Raw genomic sequence first — 12,441 nt, 5'->3', positions numbered from 1 at the left:
TGGGCCGGCCCTGTTCCGGTAAAATATGCTTTGATCAGCCTCCGATTCAGCCGGGAGGCTGATTTTTTTGTCCCGGTGTACGGGAGTGTCCCTCAAAACCGCCGATCCCACCCAGGGACGGGGGGTCCGATCCGGGGAGGCGGTGGCAGAGCCGGCGAAGCGGATGTAGGATGCCGCATAGAGAGGGGGGGACAGGCGTGGCCAGACTGGCAGAGCTGGCAGACGGCTACATGGACGCGGCGGTGCGGCTGCGGATGGGGTTGGAGGAGGTCAGGGCGGAGTTGGAGACCGCCGAGGACGGTCGACGGCGGGCGCTGGAGGGGAGGGCCAAGCTGCTCCGGCAGATGCTGAAGGAGATGCGGGATTTGCGCCAACTGGCCGAGGGGTATTATACCAGGCCCCGGGACGGGACCTACAGCATGTCCCAGATCTACGCGCCCCGGGTGGACAGCACGAAGCAGTGAGGGGGTGTGGAGGATGACTGAGGCCCAGGAGGTGCGTGCCCGGGCCAAGGCGCTGCGGGAGCGCCGGGAGGAGCTGGAGAAGGCCCTGGCGGGGGCTGCGGGGCCGGGTGCGCGCCCCCTGCGGCTGGAGCTGGCCCGGGTAAAGGAGGAGCTGGTGGACTGCGCCCGGCGGCTGAAGGAGCTGATGCCAAGCCACAAGGTACGCTGCCGCACCACTTGGGCGGGGGTGGACGGATGGCAGTGGGACAGGTTTCAGTATCAGACCTGGGCCGAGCTGGAGGGCGCCGGGGAGCAGGACGGCCCCACGGAGCTGGACCGCATGCGCCTGGCCGTCCGGCTGGCCCGGGAGCGGGCGGTGACGGACAAGCAGGGGGAGTATCTGGCCCAGGTAGAGGGAGGGAAAAAGGCCGCCCAGGTGGCCCGGGAGGCGGGGCGCCACCGGGGGACAGTGAGCCGCACCGTGGGCCGGGGCCGTACAAAGATTGCCAAGGAGGCAAAGGCGCTGTATGAGGTACTCCAGGCCCAGCAGGGGCCGGGGCCGCTGGTGGTGGATCTGGCGGACGGCCGGGTGCTGGAGGCGGTGCTCTCCCTGCTGACGCCGCGGCAGCAGCTCTATCTCTATCTATACTATGGGGAGTGGCTGAGCCTGCGGGAGATCGGAAGGCTGCTGCGGGTAGACCACGCCTCGGTGCTCCGCTCCATCCGGTGCGGGCTGGAGCGGCTGGGAACGCTGGCGGTGGGAACCAGGGCGGAGGTGCGTGGGCTGGAGGAGCTGGAGGAGCGGCTGATGGCCCACTTCAACCAGTTGGAGCCGCCGGAGGAGGCGCTGCGCCCCCGGCCCAAGGCACCGGCCAGGGCGCCCAATCCCCGGCGGCCTCCGGCGGAGCGGCCGCCCCTGCGGGCCATGGTGCTGCGGCTGGTGCGGGGCGGGGAGACCCGCACGGCCGAGCTGGGGGAGGGCCTGCGCCGGACGGAGGGCGGCCGCTGGGGGAGCGGGAAGCTGCTGGCCGCCCTGGAGGGGTGGGTGGAGCGCCTGCCCGGCCGGGGCAGGGAAAAGGAGGGGAGGCGGCAGAAGCTGGGCCGCCTGCTACTCAAACTGTTTGAATGGATCAGGAGGGAATTGTATGCTGACCATCATCGAAATTAAGGACAGGGAGGACGGCGGCCATGGCCTGCAGAGCCAGAGCCACCGGACGGAGTGCTGGCTGGAGGGGTGGCTTGCCGTACCGCCGGAGCTGGAGCAGACGGCCTGGGACTGTGCGGGCTACTGCGACCTGGACATACAGGACGGCAAGCTGGTGGGCCTGACGCCCCGGGAGCAGCCGCCCAAGCCGGAGCCGGAGCCGGACCTGACGCCCCAGTTCCGCACAGCCATGCTGTCCTATGCGGCCACCAGCACAGCCATCCCGGACAGCTATGCCCTGGACATGTCCGATCTGTTTCCCACCTGGGCGGCGGTACTGGCAGACGGCGAGGAGCTGCCTGAGGGGCGGGTCCTCAACGACGGCGGCCAGCTCTACCGGGTGGTGCAGGCGGTGACACCCCAGGCCCACCAGGCCCCCCACGACGAGGGGATGCTGGCCGTCTACCGGCCCATCGACCGGGAGCACGCCGGCACGGCGGACGACCCCATCCCCTGGGTGTACGGCATGGATTGCCATGCGGGCAAGTGCTACCGCTACAACGGCAAGGTCTACCAGGTGGCCGAGGGCGGGGATATGATCCCCTGCACCTGGCCCCCCGACACCCCCGGCATGTGGCAGTGGGAGGAAGTGCAGGCATAAGATGAAGGGGGCGGATTTGCCGCCCCCTTTTGAACCACAGGAGAAAGGATGAGAGCCATGGAGCGAGCGAACGGAGGGAACAGCAATGCTGAACAGCCGGGATATTGATCGGCTGCGCCCCGACGTGGCGGCCAACTGCCGCGCCTGGCTGGAGCTGTGCCGCGCGGCGGGGCTTCTGGTGCTGGTCACCGGAACCGTGCGGGATGAGGAGTACCAGCAATACTGTTTTGAAAACGGCACGGCCGCCACGCCTGTACCCAGCTTTCACGGGGAGCAGGCGGGGCTGGCCTTCGACTTCTGCCAGAACATCAAGGGACAGGAGTATTCGGATTCCGCGTTCTTTCAGCGGGCCGGAGAGCTGGGGGAGCAGGTGGGCTTTGAGTGGGGCGGCCGGTGGAAGAGCTTCCCTGACCGGCCCCATCTCCAGTGGAGCGACGGCGGAAAATACACCAGCAGTATGATCCGGGCGGGGGACTACCCGCCCGCCATGCCCCCATATCGAGAGGAGGACACCGACATGACGAAAGAGGAAATTCAGGCCATGATCGACGCGGCCGTGACGGCCGCCCGGCCGCCGGTCTACACCAGTGTGGAGAACTGCCCCGCGTGGGCCAGGGAGACGGTGCAGAAAGCCGTTGACGAGGGAGTGCTGCGGGGAGACCAGGGCGGCGGACTCCGCCTGACCGACGACAACCTGGTTAACCTTCAGATGCTCCGCAACCTGGGCTTGCTGGACGGGGGCGGGGCCTGATGGACCACATCAACGGCTTCAAGGCCGCCGTAGCCGCTGTCCTGGGCTGCCTGACCGCCCTGTGGGGATGGTTCGGCTGGCTGGTGGTGGCGTGGGTGGCCTGTATGCTGCTGGACTACGCCACCGGCACCGCCGCCGCCCTCAAGGCGGGGAAGTGGTCCTGCAAGGCGGCCCGGGAGGGCCTCTGGCACAAGGTGGGAGCCATGGCCGCCGTCCTGGTGGCCGCCATCCTGGACGGGGTGCTGGGCTTGATCCTGGATCATATCCCCGCCCTGACCCTGCCCTTCGATTATACGGTATTTCTCACGGTGCTGGTGCTGGTCTGGTATATCCTGACCGAGCTGGGGAGTATCGTAGAAAATGCCGGGCGGCTGGGGGCCCCTTTGCCTGCATGGCTGTCCAAGGCTATTGCAGCGCTGGAGTCCGGCGTGGACAGTACCGGAGATAAACTGACCCAAGGGGAAAAAAAAGAATAAAAGGAAAAAGCCTGTAGTCAAACGACTACAGGCTTTTTCCTGCCGTTGAGACAGACGGTTTTTACAGTGGACCGGAGAGGCCTGCTATACTTCACCCTGTGCGAGTGCTTCGGTGCCCAATAGGGTAAGGCGGAGTCCCTGCCGGGTTTTCCCTACTGATATGTAGCCGGACTCCGCCAGTCGGCGAATTCTTAATTTCAGCTTGGCCTCGGTAAAACCCGCCGCCAACAAAGGCGAAAGGCGAAGCAGGGAACCGCGGCCTGCAGGGCGCCCGGCGGCGGTAAGCTCCTGAATGGAGTTCAAAAGGAGGCGGTCTTCCTGGGACAGTGGTTCAGAACAGTCGGTGAACGCAGAAATTCGGTGGCCAAAAAAGTTGCGAATTAAATCATTTAAAAGCGATTGCTGCTGATCAGGGGCAATATCCTGCTGATAAAAAATAGTCAGGTTACTAGAAAAAGCCCGCAGCTCGCGGACGTTCCCGGGCCATGTATAATGTAAAAGTCTGTGCTCTAATTGTGCTGGAAGTCGCGCACCCTCGGCCATGGAATGGAGAAGTTCCGGGATATCCTCCACGCGTTCGCGGAGCGGAGGGATAACTAGGGGCAGGATCTTGAGTCGATAATAGAGATCCTCACGGAAGGTACCCTGCCGGACCATCTCGTTCAAATTCCGGTTGGTTGCGCAGATAACCCGTACGTCAATAGGGATCACACTGGTGGAGCCAACCGGCATCACTTCCCGCTCTTCCAGAACCCGTAGAAGGCGACTTTGAAGAGAGAGGGGAATGTCGCCAATTTCATCAAGAAAAATGGTGCCGTTATCGGCGGTTTGAAAGAGGCCCTGCTTTCCCCCTTTGCGTGCCCCAGTAAAAGCCCCCTCTTCATAACCAAAAAGTTCGCTTTCAATTAGGGTATCTGGAATGGCGGCACAGTTTACGGCCACAAAGGGGCTTTGACGGCGACGCGAGGCATTGTGGATGGACTGGGCAAACAACTCCTTGCCTGTGCCGCTCTCCCCAAAGATGAGGATGGTCTCATCTGTACCAGAATAGTACTGTGCCAGGCGAATTGCCTTTTGAACAGCGGGGGAGTGTCCTAAAATGTCTGAAAAGTGGTACTTGGCTGGCAAGGAGTTCTTTTTTACACCATGAGAGCACCGTTTTTCGGAGGAGGACGCGGCGATTGGGGTGAGCAGGATGAAACAGTGGCGGTGCTGGAGGGGGGACTCGAAGTGGAGGTGCAGTGTATAGGGCTTTTTCCCTAAATATACGACTTCCTTTTCCTCACGACCTTCGGACAGGGAGGCGGCGAGGTGGGCCAACTCTGGAAAACACGGGAGAAGCGGGTGGCCAGGCAATCCCTTCTGTCCGGCGGGCAGGAGACGGGCGGCGGCCTCGTTCAGCTCCACGATCTGTTGGTTCTCATCCAGGTGGAACAGAGCAGTGCCTGTAAGAGCGAGTGTCTGGGATAACTGGCTTTTGAGTAGTTGGTTCTGGGTGTGGATATCCTGTCGGTGGTACAGCTCAGATACCAGTTGCTGCATCACCGGTATATGGAACTGGTTCAAAAAGTCAGGCGGCAGATTATATATTTTGACAATTTCAGCAAGAGTAGAGGGAGTGATATTTCGGTATCCCAGGTTGATGTAGACCTTTTTGTTTTCTGGACAATAGCTGCGAAAACCGGCATAAACAACGGTGTCATAGGGAGTAGTGTCTATGTCACAGCCGGGCCAATAAGGGATATAGTTCAGATGATTGATCCCGAGCTGTTGCAGGTTTTCTACCAAATCCTCCGCAATCCGTCTGGGCTTGTTTGCAACCAGCACTGGCGTACCTTCGGGCAGTTCCAAAAGCCGATGTAAGTGATTGCTGTCCAAAAAACGCCGGGCAAATATGATTTGGCTGTTTGGAAAATATTTGTCGGCGTACGCAAGGGAGGTAATATTGACCAAAATAGCGGCGGGTTCTGCCGCAAGCGTGTGTACGGTGGCAAGGGTAACAGGGACAATATCCAGAGACGAGGAAAAAACCTGTGAGAGAATTTTACACATATAGTTACGGTCCAGCTCGTTTTCCGTAAAAACACCAAGAGTTTGTTTGGCCATAGGGTGTCCCTCCTTGAAGCGCATGGGTGAAACATTGCCTCTTAAAAGGATAACAGACAGAGCATGGCCCGTCAATGCAATTTGGACATTATTAAAATGATTTAAGATATCCAGATATGAGATACAAACAGATGTATGAGAAGAAAAGGATAAAACAAATTTGTGAGATTACTCCAAATATCTGCAAAGTATTTTGGCTAAAAAATAAAAAAAGTTTAAAAAGGATTCATTTGCAGCGATATGGAATTAAAATTGCTTTTGATAATAGCGTCTGAGGGACCTCGGAGAGCTGCCAGCGTACAGCAGGTTAATAGGCAACAAAGTATGAGGAAAGGAAAGGCAGAAAATGGAGTTGGGAATCAAGGGAAAGAGAGCGGTAGTTACTGGGGCTGGTTAGGGTATCGGCCGGGAAACTGCTCTGGTCTTAGCCCAGGAGGGTGCCGTGGTCTGTGTAAGTGACATCAATGACAGCCGCGGAAAAGAAACAGTGGAGGAAATCTGTGAGAGGGGGGGAACTGGAATCTATATTCATGCGGATGTGGGGGTGCCGGAGGAGATCAAGCACCTCTTTCGGACGGCTGCAGAGCGGTTGGGAAGCGTGGATATTTTAATTAATAATGCAGCGATCTCCCCCAAAGTTCCATTTGAAGATATCCCGCTGGAGCAGCTTGAACAGGTTCTGCGGGTAAACCTAATGGGGGCATTTCTCTGTGCACAGGAGGCTGCGGCGCAGATGAAAGAAAAACGCTGGGGACGCATTATCAGTCTGGCCTCAATGGCGGGACGTTTTGGGGCAAATAAGTCCGGAGCGCACTACGCCGCTACCAAGGCGGGAATCGTTGGGATGACTCTAAGTTTGGCAAAGACACTGGGGCCGTACAATATCACTGTAAACTGCGTATCGCCCGGCCGCATTAATACGGAACTTACGAGGGTGCTGCCGCAGAAAGTCCAGAACGAAATCTGCAGTCAGATACCTCTGGGGCGTATTGGAGAGCCGTCAGAAGTAGCCTCCGTAATTTCATTTCTGGCATCAGAGCAGGCCAGCTATGTATCCGGCTCCTGCGTGGATGTGCTGGGTGGTTATATCGCATAAAGCGAAGGAGAATAAAAGAAAAGGAGGCTAAAACAGGCGGCAGAGCAATGGAAAAGAGAGCAAAAGACGTTTTTGTGAGGTGGAAAACATGTTGACAATCATACTGGTGGTAGGGTACTTCCTGTTTTGCGTGGGCATGGCCTTTTTTCTGGACTACAGAACCAAAAAAAGAAAACTGAATGAAACCGCAGTGGAGTACTCTACCGGTAAAAACAGCATGGGGTTGTTTATGGCTTTCTCGCTGATGTGCGGCAACCTGATCAGTTCCAGCTACATTATTGGCAACTCATCTGCAGTTATTGAGCATGATATCGCCTATCAGTGGACCTTCTACGGCTATATCATCGGCTGGGCGCTGACCTGTGCCTATATCCCCATTTATCGCTCCATCTGCTATAAATATGGCTGTTCCTCCTTGGGGGAAATCTTTGGAAAGCTGTTCAGCAAGCGGGTATCCGTCTGTGTGTCAGTCATGATCTTCGTATCTTTTGCCAGTGCGGTCAGCGCACAGACGGTCATCGTCTCCAATCTGCTTCAGTCCCTGCTGGGCATCCGCAGCGAGGTTACCATGACTGTCACCATTGCGGCCATGATCCTGCTGGCACTTCAGGGCGGCATGAAGGGTCTGGCCCGCATCAATATGGTGCATGTGGTTGTACTTAGCGTGTCCGTTGTGGCAATTTTTATTGCGGTAATGACCTCTGTGGGATGGGACTTCGGACAAGTTTACCGTGCGCTGGAGCCCCAGGGTACCTTTAAGCTCATTGGAGGCTCCAGAAGCAATTCCTACATCATCGGTACGCTTGCCATTCAGCCCTTTGTTACGGTTGTAAATGCATTGTCCATCTCTGCGGCGATCGGCGCCAAGGACGCCAAGACCGCACAGAAGGCTCAATCCATCATGCCTATTTTTGCAATTTTCTTTTTTGGATTGGTCATCATAGCTGCCTGCTGTGGCAAGTTCCTGTGGCCCGACATGGATCCGGGGACTGCCTGGTACACCATTGCCGGTCATTACGGTCCCGCCATGGCGGCGCTGGCCAGTTGCGGCGTGCTGGCGGCCAGTATGTCTACGGCGCCGACCTACATCATGGTAATGTCCAGTACTGCAATGGAGCTCTATACTCCCCTGCGTAAGAGCCCTATGAGTGAGAAGCAGAAAATGTTTCTGACCAAGCTGCTCATTGTGGTATTCGGAATCCTGTTCCAGTTGCTCGGCCTGCTCTCCAGCGATGTGGTGGACATCCTGTCCAACGCGCTGACAGTGCGCGCGGTATGCGGTTTGACCTTTACCCTGTTTCTGCTCTGGAAGCGGCCTAACGAGAAGTCCATTTTCTACAGCATGGTGTTGGGTATCATCGTATGTGTTGTCTGGATCGTCTACGGCTACGTCTTCGGTACGAGTCCATTCGGTATTCAGATTACCTATGCCGGCGGTATTGTCGCACTGGCGACCCAGATCATTGTCACGCTGGTCACTACCAGGTCCGGTGAGCGCTCCGACAGCTACCAGCTTTATAAAGAGGCCAGAAAAGAGATGAAGGCTGCAATTGCCGCAGGCAAACGTGTCTGATAGAACCATTTACTAAGTCTAAATCAGAAAGGTATGGACAAGCGGATGAAAAAGCATGGAGGAAATGTAATGGCCGGCCTGCTGGCCGACTATGGTGTGACGGCGGTATTTGGTGTGCCCGGCGGGCAGACTTTGCCGCTCTACTACGGAATTTTGGATGAGGGGAACCGTATCAGGCATATTCTCATGAAGGATGAGATTGATGCCACCTTTGCCGCGGACGCCTACGCCCGTATCAGCGGCGGTATCGGAGTATGCGACGCCACCGCCGGCTGCGGTGCCATCAAGTTTATTTCGGGCTTGGCGGAGGCGTACAACACCTCCATCCCCGTCATCGCCATCGGTTCTGAGATGGAGGGGGATTGGCTGGCCGCCCGGTACCGCGGTACGGGCTCCCAAGTGGTAGACTCCAAGGAGGTGCTCAAGCCAGTGACCAAGTGGCAGGCGTGCCTGCCCCATGTGAACAAAATGCCGGAGTTGGTGCAGACTGCCGCCCAGATGGCGGTCAGTGGCCGTCCCGGACCCGTATTTATCGAGTGTCCATGGCGGCCCTTCCGGGAGGAATATACCGGGCCGGACTATGAGAGCAACCGAAAACTGGCCAGCCTGCCCGCCCACCGTCCTACCCCGTCCCGCGACGAAATCGACGAGGCGATCCAGGTACTGAAGGAGGCCAAGAGGCCGGTTATGCTGCTGGGCGGCGGTGCTTGGCGTTCCGGCGCCAGAGCGGAGATCACGGCGCTGGCAGAGCGCATGGCTATGCCCGCAGCCGCCTCCCTGACCGGAAAAGGTGTGCTGCCTGAGAACCACCCACTGTCCCTGGGTGTGGTAGGAAGTCTGGGCGGCAATGATGTCTCCAGAAAAATGGTGGAGGAGGCCGACGTGATTCTCGCCATCGGCTTTAAGTTCAGTCAAAACTCCACCTATGGCTGGACAATTCCCAGGAAGGGCCAGAAGGAGATCCGCATTGACATTGACGAGACTGAAATGAATAAACTGCATACTACAGATGTAGGGCTGGTAGGCGATGCCAAGGCCACCCTGCAGCTTCTGCTGGATCGGCTGGATGCGCAGAGAGATCCCACTGCTGTAGAAAAAGAAATCGCGAAGTTGTACCGCGCTTGGCGGGAAAAAAACCGGCCGGCGGTGGAGGCTGATGATTGTATTACTCCGCAGAGGGTCGTCTCCTTATTGAATGAATTGTGCGGCGACGATACAATCCTGGCCTGCGACGCCAGTTTCTCCTGCGGCTGGGCGGGCAGCTTCTTTGACGTATATGGTGCCCGTCGTACCATTCTTCCCCGGGGCGCCGGCGGCCTGGGCTATGGACTTCCTGCCGGCATCGGCGCAGCGGCGGCGCGGCCGGGGAACAAGGTGGTGGTGCTCACCGGTGACGGAGGGCTGAACTACTGCTTAGGAGAAATGGCAGTGCTCCATGAGCAAAACATGGATGTCAAGGTGGTGGTTCTCAACAACAGCATCCTGGGTTGGATTAAGTGGTACGAGGCGGCCATGTGGGACGGCCGCTTTACCGAGGTGGACACCGAAACCATCGACTACGCCGCGGTAGCTAGGGGGCTCAATTGTAAAGGCATATCCATTCGGGACCCCAGGACCCTTCGGGAAGAGCTGAAGACGGCACTGGAGCTGGAAGGGCCAGTGGTCATCGACATCACCACAGCGGAAACGGAAGCATGTAAGTTTACGGATGATCCAAAGGCTGTGGCCTATATCCGGGAGAGCGCGGAGCAGAAAAAGCGAAAGTAAAGGCAGCTGGATATGAAAAGGGGAAATATGCCATGAAAGAAATCATATGGAAGCCGGAGCTGCACCGTTTTCGGAGCTGCAAGGAGTTCGTGGAGGAATTCCGGCTGGGTGCGTCCGACCTGATCCTGACCAACGAGTACATCTACCAGCCCTACTTCGGGGCGATGAACCTGGAGTGTACCGTGCTGTACCAGGAGCAGTACGGCATGGGTGAGCCCACCGACGTGATGGCGGAGGCCATCCTGCGTGATGCGGCCGCCACGGGCTGCAATCGGGTTGTGGCCATCGGCGGCGGCACGGTCATCGACATCGCCAAGGTGCTGGCGGTGGGCGGCGGGGAGAGCATTGACGAGCTGTACGGCATGGCGCCGGAGCTGCCCAAGCGGCGGGAGCTGGTCCTCATCCCCACCACCTGCGGCACGGGCAGCGAGGTGACCAACATCTCAATTCTGAACCGGACCCGCCTGGGGACGAAGATGGGGCTGGTGGGGCCGGCCATGTATGCGGACGCGGCGGTGCTCATCCCGCAGCTCCTGGAGGGGCTGCCCTTCGGGGTATTTGCGACGAGCTCGATCGACGCGCTGGTGCACGCGGTGGAGTCCAGCCTGTCGCCGAAGGCGACGCCGTATACCAAGCTGTTCGGGTATAAGGCCATTGAGATGCTCATCCGGGGATATCAGACGATCGCCCGGGAGGGGCGGGAGGCCCGCCTGCCCCTGCTGGAGGACTTCCTGATTGCGTCGAACTATGCGGGCTTTGCATTCGGTACGGCTGGGTGCGCGGCGGTGCACGCCATGAGCTACCCGCTGGGGGGAAAATACCACGTGCCCCACGGGGAGAGCAACTACGCGATGTTTACCGGCGTGTTGAAGAACTACATGGAGATCAAGCAGGACGGCGAGCTTGCGGTGATGAACCGCTATCTGGCGGAGCTGCTGGGCTGCGGGGTTCCGGAGGTATATGACCGGCTGGAGGACCTCCTGAACCAGATTCTGCCCAAGAAGCCGCTGCACGCCTACGGGGTGACGGAGGCGGATCTGGAGGAGTTCACCAGGAGCGTGATGGAGACCCAGGGCCGGCTGATGGGCAACAACTTCGTCCCTCTGGATGCGGCGCGGGTGCTGAAAATCTATACCGAGCTCTATTAAACGGCAGTAGGGCGGCGGAACTTCCGCCGCCCTACTGCCGTCTCAGACGCTTTTTTATAAGAAAGAAAAACAGGGGTTGACTTTTGTGTAACACAAGGGTATAGAATGGGGCATACAGGGGGAAGAGGGCCGCAGGAGCGCCCCACGGAGCGGAACGGGTGCCGCAGTCCAGTTTCCGCGCGGAGGGCGCTCCCGGCGGGCCTCGCACGATCTCAATTGAAGATTGAAGAAGGAGCAAAGGGCTATGATTAAGTACAAAGCAAAGAATTCCTTGAAGTCTCCCCGGTTTGCCGGTGTAAAGACCTTCATGCGTATGGAGCACGTGGTCACCACCGACGACATCGACTTTGCCGTGGTCGGCATCCCCTACGACACCTGCGCCTCCTTCCGGGTGGGCACGCGCCTGGGGCCTGCCGCGACCCGCGACGCCTCCGCCCTGGCGGCCAAGCCCTTTAACGGCCCGCTGAATGTGGGTATTTTTGACTGGTGCTCCGGTGTGGATTACGGCGATCTGGGGTCTGTGCCCGGCTATATCGAGGAGTCCTTTGAGCTCATCACAGAGGGAATGCTGCCCTTCTTTGAGAAGGGGATTGTGCCAGTGGCCATGGGCGGCGACCACAGCGTCACCCTGCCCGAGCTGCGGGCCTGCGCCAAGGTAAACGGCCCTGTGGCGCTGATCCACTTTGACGCCCACTACGACACCATTCACGAGTACTTCGGCAAGCCGTACAACCACGGCACCCCCTTCTATCACGCGGCGAAGGAGGGGCTGGTGGACACCTCCAAATCCATCCAGGTGGGCATCCGCGAGGGGCTGTACGGCCCGGAGGATCTGACCAACTCCACCGATCTGGGCTACCAGGTGCTGCGCGCCGACGAGTGCCACAAGATGGGCATGGAGGCCGTTCTGAAGGCCATCCGCGCGCGGGTGGGCAGCGCCAAGGCCTTCCTGACCTTCGACATTGACTTCCTGGATCCCGCCTATGCGCCGGGAACCGGTACGCCCGTACCCGGCGGCTTCACCACCGCCCAGGCCCTGGAGCTGGTGCGCGGTCTGGCAGATCTGAATATCGTGGGCTATGACGTGGTGGAGGTCTCTCCCCCGTATGATCCCACCGGCATTACCTCCATTGCCGCGGCGGGCCTCATGCAGGAGTTCATCTCCCACGTGGCCTATAAAAAGAAAAACGGCATTGTCTTCTAATTTTTTGCACTCCACCTCAACTCTCTATATTCTCTTTTCGCGCAAAATCCATCCGGGCCCGGCCGATTTTTC

At 58.8% G+C, this 12,441-nt stretch carries 11 protein-coding genes; 10 read left to right on the top strand and 1 reads right to left on the bottom strand.

From position 1 onward, the window contains the following. Nucleotides 1-197: 197 nt before the first annotated feature. From HMPREF0372_RS07380 to HMPREF0372_RS07360, 5 genes are all read left to right on the top strand, one after another. Nucleotides 198-464 (top strand): hypothetical protein, encoded by a 267-nt coding sequence (locus tag HMPREF0372_RS07380; RefSeq protein ID WP_009257358.1) that lies wholly within the window; start codon nucleotides 198-200, stop codon nucleotides 462-464. Between the two features lie 13 nt (nucleotides 465-477). Next, nucleotides 478-1,611 (top strand): helix-turn-helix domain-containing protein, encoded by a 1,134-nt coding sequence (locus tag HMPREF0372_RS07375; RefSeq protein WP_007490303.1) that lies wholly within the window; start codon nucleotides 478-480, stop codon nucleotides 1,609-1,611. Continuing rightward, entirely contained in the window at nucleotides 1,589-2,248 is a 660-nt protein-coding gene (locus tag HMPREF0372_RS07370; RefSeq protein ID WP_007490300.1) for a hypothetical protein, read from the top strand. The genes HMPREF0372_RS07375 and HMPREF0372_RS07370 overlap by 23 nt, the downstream gene beginning before the upstream one ends. Nucleotides 2,249-2,333: 85 nt before the next feature. Beyond that, nucleotides 2,334-2,999, top strand: coding sequence for a M15 family metallopeptidase (locus HMPREF0372_RS18695; RefSeq protein ID WP_007490299.1), 666 nt, complete (start codon nucleotides 2,334-2,336; stop codon nucleotides 2,997-2,999). Next, entirely contained in the window at nucleotides 2,999-3,475 is a 477-nt protein-coding gene (locus HMPREF0372_RS07360; RefSeq protein WP_007490298.1) for a phage holin family protein, read from the top strand. Before HMPREF0372_RS18695 ends, HMPREF0372_RS07360 begins: the two co-directional genes overlap by 1 nt. 84 nt (nucleotides 3,476-3,559) lie before the next feature. Here HMPREF0372_RS07360 and HMPREF0372_RS07355 read toward each other — a convergent pair whose 3' ends face one another. Then, entirely contained in the window at nucleotides 3,560-5,581 is a 2,022-nt protein-coding gene (locus HMPREF0372_RS07355; protein WP_035300092.1) for a sigma-54 interaction domain-containing protein, read from the bottom strand. Between the two features lie 400 nt (nucleotides 5,582-5,981). Here HMPREF0372_RS07355 and HMPREF0372_RS07350 point away from each other — a divergent pair, with 400 nt between their 5' ends. The 5 genes from HMPREF0372_RS07350 (at nucleotide 5,982) to speB (ending at nucleotide 12,369) form a co-directional block, all read left to right on the top strand. Then, complete coding sequence (locus HMPREF0372_RS07350) at nucleotides 5,982-6,677, top strand: SDR family NAD(P)-dependent oxidoreductase (protein WP_080568011.1); 696 nt, start codon at nucleotides 5,982-5,984, stop codon at nucleotides 6,675-6,677. A gap of 88 nt (nucleotides 6,678-6,765) precedes the next feature. Further along, on the top strand, nucleotides 6,766-8,250 hold the full coding sequence (locus HMPREF0372_RS07345) for a sodium:solute symporter family protein (protein ID WP_007490292.1): 1,485 nt from the start codon (nucleotides 6,766-6,768) through the stop codon (nucleotides 8,248-8,250). Nucleotides 8,251-8,283: 33 nt separating this feature from the next. Further along, nucleotides 8,284-10,017, top strand: coding sequence for a thiamine pyrophosphate-binding protein (locus HMPREF0372_RS07340; RefSeq protein ID WP_007490290.1), 1,734 nt, complete (start codon nucleotides 8,284-8,286; stop codon nucleotides 10,015-10,017). A gap of 32 nt (nucleotides 10,018-10,049) precedes the next feature. Beyond that, a complete protein-coding gene (locus tag HMPREF0372_RS07335) occupies nucleotides 10,050-11,165 on the top strand; it encodes a 4-hydroxybutyrate dehydrogenase (RefSeq protein ID WP_007490289.1) in 1,116 nt (371 codons plus the stop codon). 244 nt (nucleotides 11,166-11,409) lie between these two features. Then, nucleotides 11,410-12,369, top strand: a complete 960-nt coding sequence (speB, locus tag HMPREF0372_RS07330) for an agmatinase (RefSeq protein ID WP_039996878.1) — start codon at nucleotides 11,410-11,412, stop codon at nucleotides 12,367-12,369. Nucleotides 12,370-12,441 lie beyond the last annotated feature (72 nt).

It is taken from the genome of Flavonifractor plautii ATCC 29863 (assembly GCF_000239295.1).
Classification (GTDB): Bacteria; Bacillota; Clostridia; order Oscillospirales; family Oscillospiraceae; genus Flavonifractor; species Flavonifractor plautii.
This window is presented reverse-complemented; position numbering and strand designations above follow the sequence as displayed.